Source organism: Streptomyces sp. JW3, from assembly GCF_052216785.1.
In the GTDB taxonomy this organism is placed as follows: Bacteria; Actinomycetota; Actinomycetes; order Streptomycetales; family Streptomycetaceae; genus Streptomyces.
The window spans coordinates 173,124-196,734 of the sequence record NZ_JBQOUX010000001.1; the positions used below are offsets into that span (position 1 = coordinate 173,124).

Annotated in this window: 21 protein-coding genes; 13 read left to right on the top strand and 8 right to left on the bottom strand. The window is 73.0% G+C overall.

The window, feature by feature from the left end:
* Positions 1–7 precede the first annotated feature (7 nt).
* Positions 8–1,570 carry a bifunctional phosphoribosylaminoimidazolecarboxamide formyltransferase/IMP cyclohydrolase gene (purH, locus tag ACTT8P_RS00845; RefSeq protein WP_442829600.1) on the top strand — a complete coding sequence of 521 codons (1,563 nt, stop codon included), beginning with the start codon at positions 8–10 and terminating at the stop codon, positions 1,568–1,570.
* Positions 1,571–1,718: 148 nt separating this feature from the next.
* Here the strand turns inward: purH and ACTT8P_RS00850 are convergent, their stop codons facing one another.
* The 4 genes from ACTT8P_RS00850 to ACTT8P_RS00865 form a co-directional block, all read right to left on the bottom strand.
* Positions 1,719–2,477, bottom strand: coding sequence for an SDR family NAD(P)-dependent oxidoreductase (locus tag ACTT8P_RS00850; RefSeq protein WP_442829505.1), 759 nt, complete (start codon positions 2,475–2,477; stop codon positions 1,719–1,721).
* A 134-nt stretch (positions 2,478–2,611) separates the two neighbouring features.
* On the bottom strand, positions 2,612–4,330 hold the full coding sequence (locus ACTT8P_RS00855; RefSeq protein WP_442829506.1) for a serine/threonine protein kinase: 1,719 nt from the start codon (positions 4,328–4,330) through the stop codon (positions 2,612–2,614).
* Positions 4,327–5,109 (bottom strand): FHA domain-containing protein, encoded by a 783-nt coding sequence (locus ACTT8P_RS00860; RefSeq protein WP_442829507.1) that lies wholly within the window; start codon positions 5,107–5,109, stop codon positions 4,327–4,329. Before ACTT8P_RS00860 ends, ACTT8P_RS00855 begins: the two co-directional genes overlap by 4 nt.
* Before the next feature lie 159 nt (positions 5,110–5,268).
* Positions 5,269–6,069 (bottom strand): RDD family protein, encoded by an 801-nt coding sequence (locus tag ACTT8P_RS00865; RefSeq protein WP_442829508.1) that lies wholly within the window; start codon positions 6,067–6,069, stop codon positions 5,269–5,271.
* A 305-nt stretch (positions 6,070–6,374) separates the two neighbouring features.
* Between ACTT8P_RS00865 and ACTT8P_RS00870 the strand changes: the two genes are divergently transcribed.
* The 9 genes from ACTT8P_RS00870 (at position 6,375) to ACTT8P_RS00910 (ending at position 18,801) form a co-directional block, all read left to right on the top strand.
* A complete protein-coding gene (locus ACTT8P_RS00870) occupies positions 6,375–7,232 on the top strand; it encodes a bifunctional methylenetetrahydrofolate dehydrogenase/methenyltetrahydrofolate cyclohydrolase (RefSeq protein WP_442829509.1) in 858 nt (285 codons plus the stop codon).
* The gene (locus ACTT8P_RS00875; RefSeq protein WP_442829510.1) at positions 7,219–7,881 is read left to right on the top strand and encodes a DUF3017 domain-containing protein; all 663 of its coding nucleotides are present in this window, start codon (positions 7,219–7,221) and stop codon (positions 7,879–7,881) included. Before ACTT8P_RS00870 ends, ACTT8P_RS00875 begins: the two co-directional genes overlap by 14 nt.
* Before the next feature lie 612 nt (positions 7,882–8,493).
* Positions 8,494–9,873: a DUF2690 domain-containing protein gene (locus tag ACTT8P_RS00880; RefSeq protein WP_442829511.1), complete on the top strand. Its 1,380-nt coding sequence runs from the start codon at positions 8,494–8,496 to the stop codon at positions 9,871–9,873.
* 428 nt (positions 9,874–10,301) lie between these two features.
* Positions 10,302–11,291 carry a malate dehydrogenase gene (locus ACTT8P_RS00885; RefSeq protein WP_442829512.1) on the top strand — a complete coding sequence of 330 codons (990 nt, stop codon included), beginning with the start codon at positions 10,302–10,304 and terminating at the stop codon, positions 11,289–11,291.
* Positions 11,292–11,609: 318 nt separating this feature from the next.
* Positions 11,610–13,142 carry an aldehyde dehydrogenase family protein gene (locus tag ACTT8P_RS00890; protein WP_442829513.1) on the top strand — a complete coding sequence of 511 codons (1,533 nt, stop codon included), beginning with the start codon at positions 11,610–11,612 and terminating at the stop codon, positions 13,140–13,142.
* A gap of 146 nt (positions 13,143–13,288) precedes the next feature.
* Positions 13,289–14,845, top strand: a complete 1,557-nt coding sequence (locus ACTT8P_RS00895; RefSeq protein ID WP_442829514.1) for a GMC family oxidoreductase — start codon at positions 13,289–13,291, stop codon at positions 14,843–14,845.
* Positions 14,842–15,918: a quaternary amine ABC transporter ATP-binding protein gene (locus ACTT8P_RS00900; RefSeq protein WP_442829515.1), complete on the top strand. Its 1,077-nt coding sequence runs from the start codon at positions 14,842–14,844 to the stop codon at positions 15,916–15,918. Before ACTT8P_RS00895 ends, ACTT8P_RS00900 begins: the two co-directional genes overlap by 4 nt.
* Positions 15,915–17,852 (top strand): ABC transporter permease, encoded by a 1,938-nt coding sequence (locus ACTT8P_RS00905; RefSeq protein ID WP_442829516.1) that lies wholly within the window; start codon positions 15,915–15,917, stop codon positions 17,850–17,852. The genes ACTT8P_RS00900 and ACTT8P_RS00905 overlap by 4 nt, the downstream gene beginning before the upstream one ends.
* A 1-nt stretch (position 17,853) precedes the next feature.
* On the top strand, positions 17,854–18,801 hold the full coding sequence (locus ACTT8P_RS00910; protein WP_442829517.1) for an ABC transporter substrate-binding protein: 948 nt from the start codon (positions 17,854–17,856) through the stop codon (positions 18,799–18,801).
* A 21-nt stretch (positions 18,802–18,822) separates the two neighbouring features.
* Here the strand turns inward: ACTT8P_RS00910 and ACTT8P_RS00915 are convergent, their stop codons facing one another.
* On the bottom strand, positions 18,823–19,323 hold the full coding sequence (locus ACTT8P_RS00915) for a carboxymuconolactone decarboxylase family protein (protein WP_442829518.1): 501 nt from the start codon (positions 19,321–19,323) through the stop codon (positions 18,823–18,825).
* A 46-nt stretch (positions 19,324–19,369) separates the two neighbouring features.
* Here ACTT8P_RS00915 and pdxR point away from each other — a divergent pair, with 46 nt between their 5' ends.
* Positions 19,370–20,770, top strand: coding sequence for a MocR-like pyridoxine biosynthesis transcription factor PdxR (gene pdxR / locus ACTT8P_RS00920; protein ID WP_442829519.1), 1,401 nt, complete (start codon positions 19,370–19,372; stop codon positions 20,768–20,770).
* A 36-nt stretch (positions 20,771–20,806) separates the two neighbouring features.
* Here the strand turns inward: pdxR and ACTT8P_RS00925 are convergent, their stop codons facing one another.
* The 3 genes from ACTT8P_RS00925 to ACTT8P_RS00935 all read right to left on the bottom strand — a co-directional run bounded on the left by ACTT8P_RS00925 (position 20,807) and on the right by ACTT8P_RS00935 (position 22,422).
* Entirely contained in the window at positions 20,807–21,547 is a 741-nt protein-coding gene (locus ACTT8P_RS00925) for a class I SAM-dependent methyltransferase (RefSeq protein WP_442829520.1), read from the bottom strand.
* Between the two features lie 41 nt (positions 21,548–21,588).
* Entirely contained in the window at positions 21,589–22,077 is a 489-nt protein-coding gene (locus ACTT8P_RS00930; RefSeq protein WP_442829521.1) for a hypothetical protein, read from the bottom strand.
* Between the two features lie 150 nt (positions 22,078–22,227).
* A complete protein-coding gene (locus tag ACTT8P_RS00935; protein WP_442829601.1) occupies positions 22,228–22,422 on the bottom strand; it encodes a hypothetical protein in 195 nt (64 codons plus the stop codon).
* Positions 22,423–22,564: 142 nt separating this feature from the next.
* On the opposite strand from ACTT8P_RS00935, the gene ACTT8P_RS00940 reads away from it, so the two are divergent.
* Positions 22,565–23,392 (top strand): helix-turn-helix domain-containing protein, encoded by an 828-nt coding sequence (locus ACTT8P_RS00940; RefSeq protein WP_442829522.1) that lies wholly within the window; start codon positions 22,565–22,567, stop codon positions 23,390–23,392.
* Positions 23,389–23,598 carry a DUF397 domain-containing protein gene (locus ACTT8P_RS00945; protein ID WP_442829523.1) on the top strand — a complete coding sequence of 70 codons (210 nt, stop codon included), beginning with the start codon at positions 23,389–23,391 and terminating at the stop codon, positions 23,596–23,598. The genes ACTT8P_RS00940 and ACTT8P_RS00945 overlap by 4 nt, the downstream gene beginning before the upstream one ends.
* The last annotated feature ends 13 nt before the right edge of the window (positions 23,599–23,611 follow it).

Consider the following 23,611-nt stretch of genomic DNA (forward strand, 5'->3'; position numbering starts at 1 on the left):
CGAGACAGTGACCGCCGAGAGCGGCAAGCGGGCCATCCGTCGGGCGCTCGTCAGCGTCTACGACAAGACGGGTCTTGAGGACCTCGCCCGCGGGCTCCACGAGGCGGGCGTCGAACTCGTCTCCACCGGGTCCACGGCCGGCCGGATCGCCGCCGCCGGCGTGCCGGTCACCAAGGTCGAGGACCTCACCGGCTTCCCCGAGTGCCTGGACGGCCGGGTCAAGACCCTGCACCCCAAGGTGCACGCCGGCATCCTCGCCGACCTGCGCCTGGAGAGCCACCGGCAGCAGCTCGACGAACTGGGCGTGGCCCCGTTCGACCTGGTCGTGGTCAACCTCTACCCGTTCCGCGAGACCGTCGCCTCCGGCGCGTCCCCCGACGAGTGCGTCGAGCAGATCGACATCGGCGGCCCCTCGATGGTCCGCGCCGCCGCCAAGAACCACCCCTCGGTCGCCGTGGTCACCAGCCCCGAGCGGTACGCCGACGTGCTGGGCGCGGTCAAGGACGGCGGGTTCGACCTGGCGACCCGCAAGCGGCTGGCCGCCGAGGCGTTCCGGCACACCGCCGAGTACGACATCGCGGTCTCCGCCTGGTTCGCCTCCTCCTACGCGCCGGCCGACGACTCGCAGTTCCCCGAGTTCCTCGCCACCAGCCTGGAGCGCTCGCACACCCTGCGCTACGGCGAGAACCCGCACCAGCCCGCCGCCCTCTACACCGCGGGCACCGGCGGTCTCGCCGAGGCCGAGCAGCTGCACGGCAAGGAGATGTCGTACAACAACTACACGGACACGGACGCCGCCCGCCGTGCCGCGTACGACCACGCCGAGCCGTGCGTGGCGATCATCAAGCACGCCAACCCGTGCGGCATCGCGGTCGGCGCGGACGTGGCCGAGGCGCACCGCAAGGCGCACGCCTGCGACCCGCTGTCCGCGTTCGGCGGCGTGATCGCGGTGAACCGCCCGGTCTCCAAGGAGCTGGCCGAGCAGGTCGCGGAGATCTTCACCGAGGTCATCGTGGCGCCGGACTACGAGGCGGGGGCCCTGGAGGCCCTCACCAAGAAGAAGAACATCCGGGTGCTGCGCGCCCCCGAGACCCCCGGCCACCCCGTCGAGGTCAAGCCGATCGACGGCGGCGCGCTGCTCCAGGTCACCGACCGGCTCCAGGCCGAGGGCGACGACCCGGCCACCTGGACCCTCGCCACCGGCGAGGCCCTGACGGCGGACGAGCTGGCCGAGCTGGCGTTCGCCTGGAAGGCGTGCCGAGCGGTCAAGTCCAACGCCATCCTGCTCGCCAAGGACGGTGCCTCGGTCGGCGTCGGCATGGGCCAGGTCAACCGGGTGGACTCCGCGAAGCTCGCCGTGGAGCGGGCGGGTGCCGAGCGCGCGCGGGGGGCGTACGCCGCCTCCGACGCGTTCTTCCCCTTCCCGGACGGCCTGGAGATCCTCACCGAGGCCGGCGTCAAGGCGGTCGTCCAGCCGGGCGGCTCGGTCCGTGACGAACTGGTCGTCGAGGCCGCGAAGAAGGCCGGCGTGACGATGTACTTCACCGGCACGCGGCACTTCTTCCACTGATCCCGGCCCTGATCCCGGCCCTGATCCGGCCCTGATCCGGCCCTGATCCGGCCCTGATCCTGGCCCTGATCCTGGCCCTGATCCGGCCCTGACCCCGGCGGTACGGAGGCGACGCTCTCGCCCCTCGTACCACCGGGGTCGGTTCCGTTCAGACCTGGGTCTCGCCGCCGTCGACGTACAGGTTGGCCCCGGTGATGAAGGCGCTCTGTCCGGAGGCGAGGAAGGCCACCGCGTTCGCGACCTCCTCGGGGCGGCCGATCCGGCCGAGCGGGATGCCCGTGGTGAACCGTTCCTTGACGACCGCCGGGTCCTCGTCGCCGGCCACGTCGTCCAGTCCGGGGGTGTCGATGCTGCCGGGGGAGACGGCGTTGACCCGGATGCCGCGGTCCTTCAGCTCATTGGCCCAGGTCCGGGTGAAGGACCGGATCGCCGCCTTCGAGGCCGCGTAGGCGCCGAACGCCGCGACCCCGTCGCCGGCCCGCACCGAGGAGTTCAGGATCACCGACGCGTCGTCGTTGAGCAGGGGCAGTGCCTTCTGGACGGTGAACAGCGTGCCCCGCACATTGATGCCGAAGATCCGGTCGACGTGTTCCTCGGTGGTCTGCTCCAGCGTCGCGAACGAGCCGACGCCGGCGTTCGCGAAGAGCACGTCCAGGCCCCGGCCCCGGGCGCGGACCGCGGCGTAGAGGCGGTCCAGGTCGGCGAGGTCGGTTATGTCGCCCGGCACCGCGGTGGCCCGCGCCGGGCCGATGGCCGCCACGGCCGCGTCCAGTTCCGTCTCGCGCCGACCGGTGACGAACACGTGCGCGCCCTCGTCCGCCAGCCGTACGGCGGTGGCCAGACCGATCCCGGTGCCGCCGCCGGTGACGACGGCCGTCCGGCCTGCGAGCTGTCCCGTTTGTCCCATGACTGCGCTCCATGTGGTTCGGTCGCTATTCAGTACCGCTCGGTACCGAATTAGACGCTACCACTTCTGTATCGAGCGGTATGAAAGGAGGCGGCCGAAGGACGGCGGGTGCGCCGCCCTGAGAAGTCACAGGGTCACGTCCGGCCCGCGGGGGTGTACTCCTTGAGGTAGTGGGCGACGCGGTCGGCGTAGTCGCGGCACTTCGGGGGAACACCGGCCGCGTCGTTCACCGTTCGGTACGACGTCCGGTAGGCGGCGGCGATCAGGACGCGGTGGTCGCCCGGCAGTCCGTCGTCCAGGCGAGGGGCGATCCAGCACAGGTAGCGGCCCACCGCCGGGATGGACTCGGCCGGGGGGAACGGGGGCTGCGGCACCGTCTCGCCGGGGGTGCCGTCGTCGTTCATCCACCAGCGCAGCACGCGCGGGGTCCAGCGGGCGATGCCGTACTCGTCCAGGGACGGATCGGCCAGATCGGGGTCGAAGTTGCTCTCCACCTTGAGCATGGCGGCGATCAGGGCGGGCGTGACGTTCGCGTCCGCGCAGTCGTGTGCCGTCTCCACGATCAGCAGCCGGTAGGCGGCCGGGACGCCCCGGTCGGTGCGCAGTTCGGCGGCGCCGTAGGAGGCGGCGGCGACGGCCGGGGTGCCGGCCGCTCCGGTACCGCCGCCGCCTTGCCGGTCCGGACCGGTGCCGGTGCCGGTCCGGTCGGCGACGCCGTACGCCAGCGCCGCGACGGCCACCGTGGCGGCCGCGGCGGCCAGGACCCGCCGGCGGCGTCCGCCGGGCCGGCCCCGGCGGGCGAACGGGCCGGCCGGCCACCGCAACCGCCGCCGTCCCTCCGGCGCCGTGGCGGTGGCGTCCGACACCCGGCGCAGTAGCTCCTCGGTGCCGATCCGGTCCGCGTGCGTACGGGTCAGACAGCCGCGGACGATCTCCCGCCAGGCATCCGGCAGTTCGGGCGACAGGCGCAGCTCGTCGGCGCCCCGGGCATAGCCGACGGCCGCGTCCCGGCGGGCCGTCGGGGTGCCGCCGGGCAGCGGGAAGGAACCGGTGAGCACCAGGTGGGCGAGGACGCCGAAGGCCCAGATGTCGGCGGCCGGGCGGGTCTGCCGGCCGCGCTCGCCGACCTCGGACCAGAGCAGCTCGGGCGGGGTGTAGTCGGGGGTGGAGAAGGCGGGTGTGTAGGCGTGGGTGCCCTCCAGTTCGGCGGCCATGTTGAAGTCGGCGAGGCGGACCGAACCGTCCGCCATCAGCAGCACGTTGCCCGGCTTCAGGTCGCCGTGCACCCAGCCCGCCCGGTGCAGCTGGACCAGGCCCTCGCAGACCTGGGCCAGCAGGACGGGCCCGGACGGCGGTCGCGGGGCGGCGGCGAGCAGACCGGACAGCGAGCCCTCGGCCCGCTCCAGTACGAGGACGGTGGCGCCGTCGAGGCGGGGCGTGCCGGGGTCGTCCACGGTGAGGGTCTCGTACATCCGCACCAGCCGGGGCCGCCGCAGCCGGCGGAGCAACCGCACCTCGCGGTCGATCAGTTCGCGCAGGTGGGCGAGTTGGCGGGGGGTTCCGGTGCCGGTCGGCAGGAACTTCAGGGCGACCTGGTCGGGCGCGTCCGTGCCGGTTCGGTGATCGCCAGTCCGGTGGTCCTCGGTCCGGTGGTCGCCGGTCCGGTCGTCGCCGGCCCTGTGGTCCTCGGCCCGGTCGTCGTCGGCCCGATGGTCGCCGGCCCGGTCGTCGGCCCCGGTCACCCGGCGGGCCGCGTAGACGCTGCCGAAGGCGCCGGTCGCGATCGGCTCGCGTACCTCCCAGCCGCCCACCCGGTACCCCCGCGGCACCGGCACGGCGTACGGCTCGGTCACCGCAGTGCCCGCCGGGGCGGTACCGCCAGGACCAGCAGATCGTCCTCGCGGACCAGGTCGAAGCGGAGCGCCAGCGACACCAGCGACTCCTTCTTGCCGTTCAGCCGCGGACCCGGCTCGGCCGTCTCCGGGCCGGGCTTGAGCCGCAGCTTGACGGCCAGGTAGTCGATGTTCCACTGCACCGACGTACGGGACGCCGCCGGCCAGGTGGGGCGCAGCCGCTCCACGACCTGGTCGACCGTGGGCAGCGCGGCGTGCGGCGCGCCCCGCAGCCGCGGCTCGCACAGGGCGGCCAGGACGGCGAAGTAGCGCTTGGTGCGGTCCACCGAGAAGGCGGGCGCGGTCGGCTCACCGCCGCCGCCGGTGCCGCCGCCGAAGCCGGCCCCGCCCTCGGCTTCGTCCTCGGCGCGCAGATAGTCGTGGCGCGGCGCCCACACCTCCACGGGGAGCAGGTCGCCCGCCGCGGGCAGCACGATCCGGGAGAACTCGAACGGCACCGGCGCGTCCAGCCGGCCCGGCGCCACCTTGATGTGCTCGCCCGCGCCCTCCGGGTTCTCCACCACGTACGTCTGATGCCCGGAGAGGTTGCTCAGCGTCCAGAAGGCGCCCTGGGCGGTGATCTCACCGGCCCGGCGGGACACCCCGTCGTGCTCGATCAGCAGGCCGTCCGCGCCCACCGCCCGCCCGAACGCGAGCCGTTCACCGGGCGCGAGCCTGCGTTGCGCCGGGTCCCGTCCGTCCTCCGTGGTCGGCGGAGGTACCACGATGATGCTGTACAAGGTGCGTCTCCCCGTGCCTGACGGCTGCCTCGGCCAGCCTAGGGGGACACCTGAGGGCCGTGGCACCCTCGAAAGGGTGGAACACGGCCCTCGGAGTTGAATGGCGAGAACGCGCCCTCGACCCCGACCCCGAGCGTGAGCGGGTCGGATCCGGACGGGTCAGTTCTGGATGACCATCGTGCTGGCGGCCTTGTCGTGCCAGCCCTGCTGGCGGCCGGACTTGTCCCAGAACGGGGACAGGTAGACGAGCAGCTGACCGATGCCGCAGGCGAAGCCGCCGACCACCGGGATGATGTAGCGGATGAACGCCGAGCCCAGCCCCGGCTTCTGGCCGGTGTCGACCTTCACCACGCGGATGCCGACGCAGAGCTTGCCGAGGGTGGCGCCCACCAGGCCGGTCATCAGCCACTCGTAGAGCACCCCGATGAGCATGAACACGATGAAGATGACGCCGAACGAGGCCGCGAAGTCCGAGCCGGCGTCGTCCATGCAGCTGTCGTAGTTGACGGAGTTCGGGTCGCAGTCCTGCATCGCGCCTATCGAACCGGCCACGCCGGCGAAGGCGAGGACGAAGTAGATGACGATGAAGGCCACGCTGTCGATCAGCCGGGCGGAGAAGCGGCGGGCCATCGAGGCGACGCGCGGGCCGCCCGGGTAGCCGTACCCCTGCTGCGGGTAGCCGTACCCCTGCTGCGGCGGGACGCCCGGCGCCTGCGGGTAGCCGTAGCCGGCCTGGCCCTGCTGGGGATACTGCGGGTAACCGTAACCCGGCTGACCCGGCTGACCCGGCTGACCCGGCTGACCCGGCTGACCGGGCTGACCGGGCTGACCCTGCGGGGCGCCGTACGGCGGCTGGTCCTTCGGGGCTCCGGGGCCGCCGGGGGCACCGGAGCCGCCGTACCCGGGCGGCGGCGGGTTCTGCGGCTGACCGTACGGGTTGTCGGGCGAGCCGTAACTCATGGCGGACTTCCTTCGTAGCGCAAGCGGGGACGATGCGGACGTCACGGAGGAACGTCAGGACGTGAGCGGTTCGCCCCCCGAGCTTGACCGCGATACTGCGCCGCTCATCGTCCTCGGCGGGCCGAGCCCTTGTCCAGCCGATCGCCCCACTGTTGTGCAAGTGCAACATCCCTGATCAAGGGCGGATACGGCGGGACCTGTCCGCTGCTGCCCGGGGCTGCCCCCTGCTGCCCGGAGCTGCCCGGATGGTGGCCGGGCGGTGGCCGGATTGGAACAGGAGGCCGGTCATCCGCGAGGATGGGGGCATGACCGCCCAGATTCTCGATGGCAAGGCCACCGCAGCCGCGATCAAGTCCGAACTGACCGCCCGCGTGGCGGCCCTGAAGGAGAAGGGGGTCACGCCCGGTCTCGGCACGATCCTCGTCGGGGAGGACCCCGGCAGTCAGAAGTACGTCGCCGGCAAGCACCGGGACTGCGCGCAGGTCGGTATCGCCTCCATCCAGCGCGAGCTGCCCGCGACCGCGACGCAGGCGGAGATCGAGGCGGTCGTCCGCGAACTGAACGAGGACCCGGCCTGCACCGGCTACATCGTCCAGCTGCCGCTGCCCAAGGGCATCGACGAGAACCGGATCCTGGAGCTGATGGACCCGGACAAGGACGCGGACGGCCTGCACCCGATGAACCTCGGCCGGCTGGTCCTGAACGAGCCGGCGCCGCTGCCCTGCACCCCGCACGGCATCCTCACCCTGCTGCGCCGCCACGGCGTGGAGATCAAGGGCGCCGAGGTGGTGGTCGTCGGCCGCGGGGTCACCATCGGCCGGCCGATGCCGCTGCTGCTCACCCGGCGCAGCGAGAACGCCACCGTCACGCAGTGCCACACCGGTACGCGGGACCTGTCCGCCCATCTCAAGCGCGCGGACATCATCGTCGCCGCCGCCGGTTCCCCGCACCTGGTGCGGGGCGAGGACGTCAAGCCCGGCGCGGCCGTCCTCGACGTCGGTGTCTCGCGCAACGCCGAGGGCAAGATCGTCGGCGATGTGCACCCGGACGTCGCCGAGGTCGCCGCCTGGATCTCCCCGAACCCCGGCGGGGTCGGGCCGATGACCCGGGCCCAGCTGCTGGTCAACGTGGTCGAGGCGGCGGAGCGCAGTGCCGGCCGATAAGAAGGCCGCGGACCTGGCCGAGGAAGCCGAGGGTGTCGAGCGCGCCGAGGCCGCCGAGGCCGCCGAGGCCGCCGAGGTGGACGGTGCTCGTCCCGACGCGGCGGATGCCGAAGTCCGTACCGATACCGATGCCGATGCCGATGCGGATGCCGGTGCCGACGCCGGTGCGGATGCCGGTGCCGACGCCGGTGCGGATGCCGATGGCCTCACCGTCCGCGACCCCGTCAGCGCGCCCGACGCCCAGGGCCGGCCGCGCCGTGTCACCCGGCGGTTCCCTCTCTTCACCCGGGACACCGCGCGTCCCGAGGGCGGTGGCCGGGCCGCCTCCGGTGACGCCCCGGCGCCCGCCCGGCAGTGGCCGGTGCTCACCGTCGTCGGCCTGGTCGGGCTCGGTCTGCTGCTCACCGCGCTGGACGTGTTCCGGTACGGGACGCTGCTCATCGGCCTCGCGCTGCTGGGCGGCGCCGCGCTGCGCTGGTTCCTGCCGGACGTCGGCATGCTCGCCGTACGCTCCCGTTTCACGGATATCGCCACCTACGGCGTGCTGGGCCTCGCCATCGCGCTGCTGGCGCTGATGGCCCAGCCGAGTCCGCTGCTGGAGATCCCGTTCCTGAAGGACACGCTGCACTTCACGGTGAGCAACGAATAACGCGGCACGAGCAGCGCTGAGAACGGCGGCCCGTTCCTCTCGTCCCCCCGGCGTGCGGACGGGCCGCCGTCCGCTGCCCAGGCTCCCGCACGCCCCGCGCCCGCTTCAACGCCCGGCGGCGTGCTGTGGCACGGAGGTGACGGTTCATCCATCGGGCAGCCATCGGGCAGCCATCGGGCGCCCACCGGGCACCCACCGGGCACCCACCGCGCACCCGCCGGGTCCGTGACCGGAGAGAACCGTGCGCCGAGCGTGACAGGGCGTGCGCGGGCGTGTGCGTTCAGTGTGATGATGTGACGACAAGTTCGCGGATGTGTGGTCAACTCATCTGAGATCCGGTTCACTTGGTCAATCGGGACGGTCCGGGGCGTCCCGACGGAAGACGGGCCTCCGCGAATGGGGACCGCGGAGGCCCGGATGGCAGACTGGACCGCGAGTCGGTGGGCGTGCGACGGTGCTCGCCCGCGGCTGCTGTGCTCCTGTGCGCCCCCACCCCGGGAAACCGAGATCCTCGCCGGGCGCATCCCTGTGGGTAGCCAGAACGGGACTCGGCGGAGCGCATGCGCACGGGGGAACGACCAGCACGACATCCGGGGGGAAGAGGGGGAAGCAATGCCTCGTTGGAAGGCCTTGCCCGATGATCTCGATCCGCAGATCAAGGAGTTCGCCGGCCAGTTGCGCAGGCTCGTCGACCGCAGTGAACTGAGCATCGCGGCGGTGGCCGACGCCACGGGCTACAGCAAGACGTCCTGGGAGCGGTATCTCAACGGCCGGCTGCTCGCGCCCAAGGGGGCGATCGTGGCCCTGGCCGAGGTCACGCGGACCAATCCGGTCCATCTGACCACCATGTGGGAGCTGGCCGAGCGGGCGTGGAGCCGCTCGGAGATGCGGCACGACATGACCATGGAGGCCATCCGGATCTCCCAGGCGCGCGCGGCACTGGGCGAGTTGACCACGCCCGAGTCGAACGCGGCCCGGGTGGACGCCCCGAGCGCCACGAACGCGACGAACACTCCGAGCGCCAAGGAGACCAAGCGGGCTCAGCGGGCCCAGGGGGCAAAGGAGTCGCGGGGCGCCAAGGAGTCGAGGGGCGCCAAGGAAGCCGGCGGAGCCAGGAGCGGCAGGGCGGCCGGCGGCACCGTGCTCACGCCCGGGATCGCCGGTCCGGCCGGGGTGTCGCCCACCGTGCCACCGGTGCCGGCGCAGCCGACCGCCGCCGACAGCCCGGACTGGGCCGGGGCCCGGGACAGCGGTCCGGCCGCCGAGGTCGCCGCCGCCTCCGCCGCGGCCAACTCCTGGGGCATGGCCGGTTATCGCGGACCCGCGCCGTCCGGCAACCGCAGGACCGGGACGCCCGGCACACCCGGCGGACCCGGCGCACCCGTGCCGAACGACACCGTGGCACTGGGCGCCGTCGGGAGCCCGCAGACCCCGGTGACCCGGCCGCAGGGCGGACCGCCGCCCGGCGACCGGGTGCCGGGACCGGGTGCCGGGAACGGAACCGGCGGCAAGCGGCTGGCGACCTTCGTCGCGGGCGTCGTCGGCGTCCTGGTCGTCGTCGCCGGCGCCTTCTTCCTGCTGAACGACGGCGGCGAGGAGAAGCAGGACGCCCGGCCGTCCCCGTCGCCGACCGTGACCACCGAGCCGGACCTGCCGGCCGGGGTGAAGTGCAGCGGCGACCAGTGCACCGGCAAGGACGCCGAGACCATGGGCTGCGGCGGCGACCTGGTGACCACCGAGCGGACGGCGACCGTCGGCACGGTCGTCGTCGAGGTCCGGTACAGCAAGACCTGTGGTACCGCGTGGGGCCGGGTCACCCAGGCCGGCCAGGGCGACGAGGTCCGGGTGAGCGCCGGCGGGGCCGAGCAGACCGGGTCGATCACGGTGACCGGTGACACCATCGCGTACACGCCGATGGTGGCCGTCGAGGCCGCGGCCGACGCGAAGGCGTGCGTCACGCTGGCGTCGGGGGAGCAGGGCTGCACCGAGTAACGGGTCCGGCGCGGAGGGATCCGGCGCGGAGGGATCCGGTCGGCAATCCGGGCGGACGGGTCCGCGCGCCGGTCCGAACAGCGGGGATGCCGGGCGGCGGGAAAAGTTCCCGCCCGGCAGGCATGCCCGGCCCGATCACGGGCACGCGAAGAGTACCCCCACGGGAGTCCGGCAACGGGTATCCCCATACGGCGGTCGCCAGCGTCCCCCCTCTCCCGGACCGGCGGCCGCCTCTTTGTGTGCCCGGGTGCGTACCGTCCGGCATAAGGCCAGGCAGGCGCCTTGTGGGACGGGCCACACGGACCCGGAGGTCCGGGATGCCGGATGCGCGATAGCCTGACCGCTGGGTCGATCTCTTGATACCAAGAGATCGATCAAACGTAGCGGGGCAGCGAGCCCCCACCGCCAGCTGTCATACGGAGAACGCCATGACCCGCACTCCCGTGAACGTCACCGTCACCGGCGCGGCCGGCCAGATCGGTTACGCCCTCCTCTTCCGCATCGCCTCCGGCCAGCTGCTCGGCGCGGACGTGCCGGTCAAGCTGCGCCTGCTGGAGATCACCCCGGCGCTGAAGGCCGCCGAGGGCACGGCGATGGAGCTGGACGACTGCGCGTTCCCGCTGCTCCAGGGCATCGACATCACCGACGACCCGAACGTCGCCTTCGACGGCACCAACGTCGGTCTGCTCGTCGGCGCCCGCCCGCGCACCAAGGGCATGGAGCGCGGTGACCTCCTTGAGGCCAACGGCGGCATCTTCAAGCCGCAGGGCAAGGCCATCAACGACCACGCCGCGGACGACGTCAAGGTCCTGGTCGTCGGCAACCCGGCCAACACCAACGCGCTGATCGCGCAGGCCGCCGCGCCCGACGTACCGGCCGAGCGGTTCACCGCGATGACCCGCCTGGACCACAACCGCGCGCTGACCCAGCTCGCGAAGAAGACCGGTTCGACGGTCGCCGACATCAAGCGGCTGACCATCTGGGGCAACCACTCCGCCACCCAGTACCCGGACATCTTCCACGCCACCATCGCCGGCAAGAACGCGGCCGAGGTCGTCAACGACGAGCAGTGGCTGGCCGACGACTTCATCCCGACCGTCGCCAAGCGCGGCGCCGCGATCATCGAGGCCCGGGGCGCCTCCTCGGCCGCCTCCGCCGCCAACGCCGCCATCGACCACGTGCACACCTGGGTCAACGGCACCGCCGACGGCGACTGGGTCTCCATGGGCATCCCGTCGGACGGCTCCTACGGCGTCCCCGAGGGCCTCATCTCCTCCTTCCCGGTCACCACCAAGGACGGCTCGTACGAGATCGTCCAGGGCCTGGAGATCAACGACTTCTCGCGCGCCCGCATCGACGCCTCCGTCCAGGAGCTGACGGAGGAGCGCGACGCGGTCCGCGGTCTCGGCCTCATCTGAGCGGCGCCCGCACCGACGCCCGACGGGCCTTCTTCCAGTTCGTACCGGAAGAAGGCCCGTCGTCATACGTACTGTCATACGTACTGCCGTAGCCGTAGCCGTAGCCGTAGCCGCAGCCGTGCTCGGGACCGGGATCGCCGGATCATGTCGTCGACGGTGGTCAATGCTCCGCCATGCGGTCACACTCCCAGTGACCTACCGCACTTTCAGCCATCGATTCGGCATGCAAACGGGCGACCGGGGCAGGGCTCCCGGTCCCCGGCGTGGCATCCATCCGACACACGGGCGCTGATCAGGAACGGAAGGCGGACACCGGGCATGGCGGACAGAACGGCACCCCGAGAGCTCGACGCGGAGCGCACCGGCATTCACGTGGGAGGCGAGTGGCTGGCGGCGTCCTCCGGGGCCGCCCGGGAGGTCGTCGACCCCGCGGACGCCCTGCCGTTCGCCGTCGTCGCGGAGGGCGACGCGAAGGACGCCGACCTCGCGGTGGCCGCCGCGCGCCGCGCCTTCGACACGGGCCCGTGGCCACGCACCCCGGTCGCCGGCCGCGCCGCCCTGCTGCGCCGCGTCGCCGATCTGCTGGTCCGGGACCGGGAGCGGATCGGCCGGCTGGAGAGCCGGGACGCCGGCAAGACCGTCGAGGAGGGCCGGGTCGACGTCGACTGTGTCGCGGACGCCTTCCGCTACTTCGCGGACCTGGTCGCCGCCGAGGCCCCCGGCCGGGTCGTCGACGCGGGCACGCCCGACGTGCACAGCGTCGTCGTCCATGAACCGGTCGGTGTCTGCGCGCTGATCACACCTTGGAACTACCCTCTCCTCCAGGCCAGTTGGAAGATCGCGCCGGCGCTGGCGGCCGGCAACACCTTCGTGCTCAAGCCCAGCGAGATCACCCCGCTGACCACGATCACCCTGATCGAGCTACTGGTGGAGGCGGGCCTGCCGGCCGGGGTGGCGAACCTCGTCACCGGTCCCGGTCACACCGTCGGCGCCCGGCTCGCCGAGCACCCCGACGTCGACCTGGTCTCCTTCACCGGCGGTCTGGCCAGCGGCGTCAAGGTGGCCCAGTCCGCCGCCGTCACCGTCAAGAAGGTCGCCCTCGAACTCGGCGGCAAGAACCCCAACGTGGTCTTCGCCGACGCCTGTGCCACCGCCGATGGTTTCGACACCGCCGTCGACCAGGCCCTCAACGCCGCCTTCATGCACAGCGGCCAGGTCTGCTCGGCGGGCTCCCGGCTGATCGTCGAGGAGTCCGTCCGCGACCGCTTCGTCGCCGAACTCGCCCGCCGCGCCGACAGGATCCGCCTCGGCCGCGGCACCGAACCCGGCGTCGAGTGCGGCCCGCTGGTCTCCGAACGGCAGCGCGCCCGCACCGAGGAGTACGTCGCCGCCGCGCTCGCCGAGGGCGCGGTCCTGCGCTGCGGCGGCCGGCGCCCGGCCCCCTCGGCGGTACGCCCCGAGGCCGGGTACTTCTACCAGCCGACCGTCCTCGACCACTGCCACCGCGAGATGCGCGTGGTCCGCGAGGAGGTCTTCGGCCCGGTCCTCACCGTCGAGACCTTCCGCACCGAGGACGAGGCGGTCGCCCTCGCCAACGACACCGAGTACGGGCTCGCGGGCGCCGTCTGGACCACCGACGCGGGCCGTGCGCGCCGGGTCGCGGGCCGGCTGCGGCACGGCACGGTCTGGATCAACGACTTCCACCCCTACCTGCCGCAGGCGGAGTGGGGCGGTTTCGGCAAGAGCGGCACCGGCCGCGAACTGGGCCCCGCGGGCCTCGCCGAGTACCGCGAGACCAAGCACGTCTACCAGAACCTCGCGCCCGCGCCGGTCCGCTGGTTCGCCGGCTGACCCCCTCCCTGTCGTCCGTCTCCAGCCCCCGTTCCCGTCTCCGGTCCCCATCTCCGGTCACCGTCCCCGGCCCCGTCTCCGGCCCCTGTCCCCGCCCCGTCCCAGGCCCCGTCCCCTCCTTCCGTCCCGGCCCCTGGAGTACGCCCATGCCCGAGAGCACCCCTGTCTACGACTACGTCGTCATCGGCGGCGGCACCGCCGGCTCGGTCATCGCCTCCCGTCTGACCGAGAACCCGGACACCACCGTCGCCGTCATCGAGGGCGGCCCCAGCGACGTCGGCCGCGACGACGTGCTGACCCTGCGCCGCTGGATGGGCCTGCTCGGCGGCGAACTCGACTACGACTACCCCACCACCGAGCAGCCGCGCGGCAACTCGCACATCCGGCACAGCCGGGCCCGGGTGCTCGGCGGCTGTTCCTCGCACAACACCCTCATCGCCTTCAAGCCGCTGCCGTCCGACTGGGACGAGTGGGAGGCGGCCGGCGCCAAGGGCTGGGGCGCGGTGCCGATGGAGGCGTACTGGGCCCGGCTGCTCAACCACATCGTGCCGGTCGACGAGAAGGACCGGAACGCCATCGCCCGCGACTTCGTCGACGCGGCCCAGAAGGCGCTCCAGGTGCCCCGGATCGAGGGCTTCAACAAGAAGCCGTTCACCGAGGGCGTCGGCTTCTTCGACCTCGCCTACCACCCCGAGGACAACAAGCGCTCCTCGGCGTCGGTGGCGTATCTGCACCCGGTCATGGACGAACGCCCCAACCTCACCCTGATGCTGGAGACCTGGGCGTACCGCCTGGAGCTGGCCGGTCCCCGGGCCGAGGGCGTCCACGTCCGTACCAAGGACGGCGCGGAGCATCTCGTTCGCGCCCGGCGCGAGGTGGTGGTGTGCGCCGGCGCGGTCGACTCGCCCCGGCTGCTGCTGCACTCCGGCATCGGTCCGCGGGCCGACCTCGAAGCGCTCGGCATACCCGTGGCGCACGACCTGCCCGGCGTCGGCGAGAACCTCCTCGACCACCCCGAGTCGGTGATCGTCTGGGAGACGGACGGCCCCATTCCGGACAACTCCGCGATGGACTCCGACGCCGGCCTGTTCGTGCGCCGTGACCCCGAACACCAGGGCCCCGACCTGATGTTCCACTTCTACCAGATCCCGTTCACGGACCACCCGGAGCGACTGGGCTACCGGCGCCCGGAGTTCGGCGTCTCGATGACCCCGAACATCCCCAAGCCGCGCAGCCGCGGCCGCCTCCACCTGACCAGCGCCGACCCGTCCGTCAAGCCCGCCCTGGACTTCCGGTACTTCACCGACCCCGACGACCACGACGGCCGCACCCTGGTCGACGGCATCCGCGTCGCGCGCGAGATCGCGAAGACCGAGCCGCTGGCCGGCTGGCTCAAGCGCGAGGTGTGCCCGGGGCCGAACGTGCTGGGCGACGCCGAGCTGAGCGAGTACGCCCGCAAGGTCGCGCACACCGTCTACCACCCGGCGGGCACCTGCCGCATCGGTGCGCCGGACGACCCCCTCGCGGTCGTCGACCCCGAACTGCGCGTCCGCGGTCTGGACGGACTGCGGATCGCCGACGCCTCGGTCTTCCCGACCATGCCCGCCGTCAACCCGATGATCGGCGTGCTGATGGTCGGCGAGAAGGCCGTCGAGCTGATCGGCGCGGCGTCCGCCGCCCCGGCCGGGGGTGACGCCCGATGAGCGCCCTCCCCGCCACCCCGGCCGAGCGGCCCCCGGTCTTCGCCGTGCACGGCCTGTGGAAGGTCTTCGGACCGAAGGCCGACCGGGTCCCCGGCGACCCGGAGCTGACCGCCCTCACCCCGGCCGAACTGCGCGACCGCACCGGCTGCACGGCCGCCGTCCGGGACGTCGGCTTCGAGGTGCGCAAGGGCGAGGTCTTCGTTGTCATGGGCCTGTCCGGCTCGGGCAAGTCCACCCTGGTCCGCTGTCTGACCCGGCTGATCGAACCGACGGCCGGTTCCATCGCCATCGACGGCGACGACGTACGGGCGATGGACCGCACCCGGCTGCGCGCCCTGCGCCGGCACCGTACCGCGATGGTCTTCCAGCACTTCGGCCTGCTCCCGCACCGCACCGTCCTCGACAACGTCGCCTACGGCCTCCAGATCCAGGGCATGAGCCGCGCCGAGCGGCGCGAACGGGCCGCCGCCGTCGTCGCCAAGGTCGGCCTGGAGGGCATGGAGCGGCGCCGCCCGGCCCAGCTCTCCGGCGGTCAGCGGCAGCGCGTCGGCCTGGCCCGCGCGCTCGCCGTCGACCCCGAGGTGCTGCTGTTCGACGAGCCGTTCAGCGCGCTGGACCCGCTGATCCGGCGGGACATGCAGGAGGAGGTGGTGCGGCTGCACCGCGAGGAGGGCCGCACGATGGTCTTCATCACCCACGACCTCCAGGAGGCGCTGCGGCTCGGCGACCGCATCGCCCTGATGCGGGACGGGCGGGTGGTCCAGCTCGGCACGCCGGAGGAGATCGTCGGCTCGCCCGCCGACGACTACGTACGGGAATTCGTCCGGGACGTGCCGCGCGAGCAGGTCCTGACGGTCCGTACGGCGATGCGGCCGGCCGCCGGCGCCGAGGAGGCGGGCCACGGCCCCGCCGTCCGCCCCGACGCCACCGTCGCCGAGGCCATCGAGGCGGTCGCCCGCAGCGGCAGCGCGGCCCGGGTGATGGAGGACGGCCGGTGCGTGGGGGTGGTGGACGCGGCGGCACTGCTCGGTGTGGTCGCCGGAACGGACCAGGCGAGGGAGGCGGTCCGATGACGACGACCGTCACGGCGTCCGCCGTCCCGCCCGGCATCCTCAGCAATCGTGCCGCCCGCAAACTCCTCCCCCTCGCCCTCGCCGCCGCGGTCCTCGCCCCCCTGGCCCACGCCCAGTGGTCCAGCGGCACCTGGCCCGCCGCCCTCACCGTCGACGTCTCCGGCCCGCTCGGCCAGGTCAGCGACTGGATCATCGACAACCGGGACAGCCACCCGCTGTTCCTCTACTTCTTCGGCCACGTGAGCAACGCCGTCGTCCTCGCCGTACGCGCCGTCTACCTCGCCCTCCTCGCCGTCGGCTGGGCCGGCGTCAGCGCGGTCGGCGCGCTGGTCGCCTGGCGGGTGGCCGGCCTCCGGCTGGCGCTCGGCACGGCGGTGGCGTTCCTGGCCTGCGGCCTGCTCGGCATGTGGGTGCCGACCATGCAGACCCTCGCCCTGATGGCCGTAGCGGTGCTGGTCTCGGTGCTGGTGGGCGCGCTGCTCGGACTGGCCGCCGGGCTGTCCGACCGGGCCGACCGGGCGCTGCGTCCGGTGCTGGACACCATGCAGGTGCTGCCCGCCTTCGCCTACCTGCTCCCCGTCGTCCTGGTCTTCGGCATCGGCGTCCCCGCCGCCGTGCTGGCCACCGTCGTCTACGCCGCCCCGCCGATGGCCCGGCTCACCGCGCTCGGCCTGCGCGGCGCCGACCAGGAGGTCCTGGAAGCCGTCGAGTCGCTCGGCACCACCGCCCGGCAGCGGCTGCTGACCGCCCGCATCCCGCTGGCCCGCGCGGAACTCCTGCTCGGCCTCAACCAGACGATCATGATGGCGCTGTCGATGGCCGTCATCGCCTCCGTCATCGGCGCCGGCGGCCTCGGCGACCGGGTCTACCAGGCGCTCGCCGCGGTCGACGTCGGGGCGGCCCTCGCGGCCGGCATCCCGATCGTGCTGCTCGCGGTCGTGCTGGACCGGGTGACCGGCGCGGCGGGGGAGCGGTCGGACGAGGCCCCGAGGTCTCCGGCCGGCCGGCGGTACGCGCTCGCCGGCGCCGTGGCCGTCGCCCTCGCCGGCCGGCTGGCCGGCCGCCTGGAGTGGCCGGAGTCCTGGGCGCTGGACCTCGCCGAACCCGTCAACCGCGCCGTCGACTGGATGACCGGCCACCTCTACTCCGGCGTCCCCGTCGTCGGCGGCACCGCCGACTGGGCGGGCCACTTCACCACCTGGGTCCTGGATCCGCTGCGGGACGGCCTGCTGTGGCTGCCCTGGTGGTCCGTCCTCCTGGCCGTCGCCGCCCTGGCCTGGCTGATCGGCACCTGGCGCACCGCGCTGACCGCCGTACTGGCGATGGCCGCGATCGGCGTCCTCGACGTGTGGGAACCGTCCCTGGACACCCTCTCCCAGGTGCTGGCGGCCGTCGCCGTCACCTTGCTGCTCGGCTTCGCCACCGGCATCGCGGCGGCCCGGAGCGACCGGTTCGAACGCCTGCTCCGCCCGGTCCTCGACGTCTTCCAGACGATGCCGCAGTTCGTGTACCTGATCCCGGTCGTTGCCCTGTTCGGCGTCGGCCGCGCCCCCGCCGTGGCCGCCGCCGTCGTCTACGCGCTGCCCGCCGTGGTCCGGATCACCGCGCAGGGCCTGCGCGGGGTCGACCCGGCGGCGCTGGAGTCGGCCCGCTCGCTCGGCGCGACCGGCGGGCAGCAACTGCGGCAGGTGCAGCTCCCGCTGGCCCGCCCGGCGCTGCTCCTGGCCGTCAACCAGGGTGTGGTGCTGGTCCTGGCCGTGGTCATCATCGGCGGTCTGGTCGGTGGCGGCGCGCTCGGCTACAGCGTCGTCTTCGGCCTCGCCCAGGGCGACCTGGCGACCGGCCTGGTGGCCGGCGCGGCCATCGTCTGCCTCGGCCTGATGCTGGACCGCGTCACGCAACCGACCGAACGCCGTGCACGGAAGGGAGCCTGACATGCGGCTGCGTACGACTGCCCTGGCGGGCACGCTGGTCCTGCTGACCGGCTGCGGCGCCGCCGACATGACCAAGCAGGCGTCACCGTTCGCGAACGCGCAGGGCGCGAAGACGGTGACGCTGTCCGTGCAGTCCTGGGTCGGCGCGCAGGCCAACGTGGCCGTCGCCCAGTACCTCCTGGAGCACGAACTCGGCTACCGCGTCGACACCGTCCAGGTCGACGAGGTCCCCGCCTGGGACGCGCTCAGCCAGGGCCGGGTCGACGCCATCCTGGAGGACTGGGGCCACCCCGACCAGGAACAGCGCTACGTCGAGGACAAGCGGACCATCGTGAACGGCGGCGGCCTCGGCGTCACCGGCCACATCGGCTGGTTCGTGCCGACGTACTTCGCGAAGGCGCACCCGGACGTCACCGACTGGAAGAACCTGAACAAGTACGCCGACCGGCTGCGCACCCCGGAGAGCGGCGGCAAGGGCCAGCTGCTGGACGGCTCCCCGTCCTACGTCACCAACGACAAGGCCCTGGTGACCAATCTGAACCTGAACTACCAGGTGGTCTTCGCCGGCTCCGAGGCCGCCCAGATCACCCAGATCCAGCAGTTCGCGAAGGCGAAGAAGCCCTTCCTGACGTACTGGTACACCCCGCAGTGGCTGTTCGAGCGGGTCCCGATGACGGAGGTGAGGCTGCCGGCCTACGCGGAGGGCTGCGACGCCGACCCCGCGAAGGTCGACTGCGCCTACCCGGTCACCCCGCTCCAGAAGTACCTCAACGCCGACTTCGCCCGCGGCGGCGGCAAGGCGGCCGAGCTGCTGAAGAACTTCGAGTGGACCACCGAGGACCAGAACCAGGTCTCCCTGATGATCGCCGAACAGAAGCTGTCGCCCCAGGAGGCGGCGCGGAGGTGGGTGGACAGCCACGGGCCGGTGTGGCGGGCGTGGCTGCCCTGATCCGCGTACGCCGTCCGCGTCTCAGGCGTGCTGCCCCGGCTGGTAGTGCCCCGGCGTCAGCCGGCAGGTCACGCCGAACCGGTTCCAGGCGTTGATCACCGTGATCGCGGCGATCAGCTGGGCCAGTTCCGCCTCGTCGGGGAAGTGCTTGGCGGCCCGCTCGTACACCTCGTCCGGCACGAAGCCGTCCGTCAGCACGGTGACCGCCTCGGTCAGCTCGATCGCCGCCAGTTCCTTCGCGGTGTAGAAGTGCCGGGACTCCTCCCAGGCGCTGAGCTGCACGATCCGCTCCACGCTCTCGCCCGCCGCGAGCGCGTCCTTGGTGTGCATGTCGAGGCAGAGGGCGCAGTGGTTGAGCTGCGAGGCGCGGATCTTGACCAGTTCGTAGAGCACCGGGTCGAGGCCCTGCTTGGCGGCGGCGTCGAGCCGGATCATCGCCTTGTAGACCTCGGGGGCGTGCTTGGCCCACTGGAGCCGGGGCGGCTGCTCGGCGGCGTACGCGGTGTCGGTCGGTGTCGTCATGCGTCCACCCTAGGAACGAAGCAGCCCACGGGTATGGTCCACTTCCGTGACGGAATCCTGGGCCAATCTCGGTATCGACCTGCACCTGGGACCCCTGGAACCGGCCGGTTCCGGCCTGCGCCGCGGCCTGACCGACGCCCTGCGCGAGGCCGTCCGCACCGGCCGGCTCGCCCCCGGCACCCGGCTGCCGTCCTCCCGCACCCTCGCCGCCGACCTCGGCATCGCCCGGAACACCGTCGCCGACGCCTACGCCGACCTGGTCGCCGAGGGCTGGCTGACCGCCCGGCAGGGCTCCGGCACCCGGGTCGCCGACCGCCCCGTCGCCGCGCCCCCGGCCGGCCCCGCACCCCGGGGCCGTACCCCCGCCCGCCCCGTCCACGACCTGCGCCCCGGCACCCCCGACCTGGCCTCCTTCCCGCGCGCCGAGTGGCTCAAGGCCACCCGCCGGGCCCTGCACACGGCCCCGCACGAGGCGTTCGGCTACGGCGACCCCCGGGGCCGCCCCGAACTGCGGCAGGCGCTGGCCGGCTACCTCTCCCGCGCCCGGGGCGTGCGCGCCGACCCGGCCCGGATCCTGGTCTGCAACGGGGCCGCACACGCCCTGTCCCTGCTGGGCACGGTGCTGCGGGCCCGCGGCGTGCACACGGTCGCCGTCGAGTCGTACGGCCTGCACATCCACCGCGACCTGCTCACCGCCGCCGGGCTGCGCACCGTCCCGCTGCCCTTCGACGCCCAGGGCACCGACCCGGGCGCGCCGCCCGAGGCGGCCGGGGCGGTCCTCCTGACCCCCGCGCACCAGTTCCCGATGGGCATGGCACTGCGCCCGGACCGCCGCGCGGCGGTCGTGGACTGGGCCCGGCGCACCGGCGCGCTGGTCCTGGAGGACGACTACGACGGCGAGTTCCGCTACGACCGCCAGCCGGTCGGCGCCCTCCAGGGCCTCGACCCCGACCGCGTCGTCCACCTCGGCACCGCCAGCAAGGCCCTCGCCCCCGGCCTCCGGCTGGCCTGGGCCGTGCTGCCCGCACCGCTGCTCGACGAGGTGCTGGCCGCCAAGAACCACCTCCCCACCTGCTCCGCCCTGGACCAGCTCACCTTCGCCGAGTTCCTCACCTCCGGCGCCTACGACCGCCATGTGCGCGCCGCCCGCCTGCGCTACCGGCGCCGCCGCGACGCCCTGACCACGGCACTGGCCGCGCGCGCCCCCGACGTCCGGGCCACCGGCATCGCCGCCGGCCTGCACGCCGTACTCCTCCTCCCGCCCGGCACCGAACAGTCCGTCATCCAGGCCGCCACCTGGCAGAACCTGGCCCTCTACGGCCTCTCCCTGTTCCGCCACCCGGACGCGACGACACCTCCCCTGGACGCGGTGGTCGTCGGCTACGGGACTCCGCCGGACCACGCCTGGGCGGGGGCGCTGGACGCGCTGTGCAGGGTGTTGCCGTAGCGGAACCGGCGTTCTGGACCCGCCGCACGGCGGAACTCACGGTTTGTGGGTCACCCAGAGCAGTTCCGCCGGCCAGCGGTGTGCCCAGTCGGGCGGGTCGGTCTCGTTGTAGCCGTTGGGTGTTCCGGGTCCGGGCCGCGGCTCGACGAGGTCGTCGATGACGAGACCTGCGCCGCACAGGACCCTGATCCAGTCGCCGTAGGTGAGCTGGTAGCTGGTCGCGCCGTCACCTTCGGTGATGGTGTTCAGCCCGAAGTAGTCCTGCCGCGGCGTCGTGGTCACGCGGCCGGCGGCTTCGTCGTAGCAGGCCTCGAACCACGGGCTGGCGACGTTGAACACCAGGCGCCCGCCGCGGCCCAGGACGCGTGCGGCCTGCGGGACGGCCAGGTGCGGGGGCGCCCAGCTGAGTCCGCCGAAGTCGCAGAACACCAGGTCGAAGCTGTCGGCGGCGAAGGGGAGGTGTTCGGCGGCGCCTTGCACCAGCGGGTAGCGGTCCGCCCCCATCGCGCCGGCCGCCGCGGCGAGTTGGGCTTCGGACAGGTCGAGCCCGATCACGGTGGCGCCCTCGGCGACGAGCGCTCTGGACCACTGCCCGGCACCGCAGCCGAGTTCGAGGACGCGCTTGCCGGTGACGTCGCCCAGGGCGTGCAGGTACGCGTCGGGGATGGAGTACATGCCCCACAGCCGGGGGGCCGCGCCGATCCGCGGGTCGTGCTCGAGCTGGTAGGCGTCGCTGATCTGGTTCCAGAGCCGCCGGTTGGCGGGAATGCTGTCCACGAGCCGACTCCAGCACTGCCTGCCGAGGGCGGTCAACACGATCAGGGTTCGACGCCGGCCCGCATCCGGGCGTGCCGCAGGAGCGCCACGGTCACCGCTTCGGCGAGCTGGTCGGCGTCGGTGGCGTCCGGGGCACCGGGGCCGGGCGGGGTCAGCCACACCCGGCCGGCGACCGGGGTCAGTCCGCTGCCGCTGGTCACCGAGGGCGCCGGACACCGCATCACGGCGTCGGCCACACAGCGGGTCAGGCGCAGCGCGGGCCACACGTCCGCCGTGCCGCGGACCACGATGAACTCCACCGTGCTGCGTGGCAGGTTGGCCAGGACCGGGCCGCGCGGCACGCCGCGTTCCCGCAGGATCGTGAGGGCGGTCGAAGCGCAGGCGCTGGCGACACGTACCACGTCGACGCCGGTGACCTTGACGAACGCCGGCCGGCGGACCGCCCAGGCGGCGGCGAGCCTGGGGCCCGGCGCCGTACCCGGGCGCCACGATTCGGCGAGGGGCCCGCGGCAGCGGTCGCGGGGAATCACCGAATGCCTCCGGTTCCGTACGCAATCCGGGCGGGTCGGCCAGGCCCTCCGGGATACCCCCGCGAAACGGATGACACTCCGGCCTGTTCTGTCATCCATTTCACCGGGACACCACCGATGCCACCGCCATGGCCGTCCGCGCCCCGGGCCTCACAGGACCTCTCCGCGGCTCCGGGCGTTGGCACGGGCGGTCTCCGCGCTCAGACGCTGTATCGGGTCCGCGGGACGGACGTCGCGCGGGTCCGCCTCCCATTCGGTCCCGCCGCAGACGGGACGCAGGAACCAGTACGGTCCGGCGACGCCGCGGAACTCGCCCACCCGGCCGCCCCGGCTGGTGTCCACCATGAGCGCGCCGAGTTCGGGCACGTGCTGCGCTGCCACTGCCGCTCCTCTCCGTAGCGATGTGACTACCAAGCGGGTTCAGAATGGCCCGCGGCTGGGCAGTCCTCAACCTGCGTGAGTTGACCGGAGAGTTGGGAGAGGTGCGTTGAACCGCAAGGAACTGGACCCGGAGCGATCACCGGCCGCGGCGTTCGGGAACCGTCTGCGCAGGATGCGCGACGAGCGCGGCTGGACACAGGACGAGTTGGGCGAACGCATGGGCTACTCGGGGACGCACATCTCCGCCGTGGAAACTGGCCGGCGTCCGCCAACCCGACGTTTCGCGAGGATCGCCGACCGGGTCTTCGACACCGGCGAGCTGTTCCAGAAGGCGAGCCGAGCGGTCCGCTCCACGGCGCTGCTGGAGGGTTTCCCCGAGTACGTCGGGCACGAGCGGCGGGCCGCCGAGATCCGGCTGTACGAGGTGGGCGTCGTCCCCGGCCTGCTCCAGACACCGGAGTACGCGCGCGTCCTCGCCGACAGTGCCGTCAAGCGGGGCGCGATCACGCCCGAGCAGGCGGAGGAACGCGTCCGGCTCGTCGCGGAGCGGCAGACCTCGCTGGACCGGGACCCCGTGCCGCTGCTGCTGACCGTGCTGGACGAGAGCTGCCTCCGCCGCCCCATCGGTGACCGGGCCGTCATGGACGCCCAGTGGAACCGGCTGATCGAGTTCGCCGACCTCCCGAACAGCGTCTTCCAGGTGGCGCCGTTCAGCATGGGAGAGCGACGCCCCTTCGACCTGCCCGTCACTGTGCTGACGATGCCGGACCGCTCGCTGATGTCCTACGCGGAGTCGTCCCAACGCGGGCACCTGGAACGGGAAAGTTCGTTCGTACTGCCCATCCTGACGGCCTACCATCAGCTACAGGCCGGGGCGCTGTCGCAGGCGGCGTCGGTGGCCTTGATCGAAGAGCTTCGAAAGGGCGCACCGTGACGACCGAAGACCCGCAGTGGCGCACGTCCTCGTACAGCAACAACGGCGGCCAGTGCATAGAGGTCGCCAGGAACCTGGCCGCCTCCCGCGGCACGGTCCCCGTCCGCGACTCCAAGAACCCGGCCGGCCCGGTGCTGGCCTTCCCGGCCGGTTCGTTCGCCGCCTTCGTGACGGGCGTCAAGGGCGGGGGGTTCGGCACCGTCTGACCAGTCGGCGGCC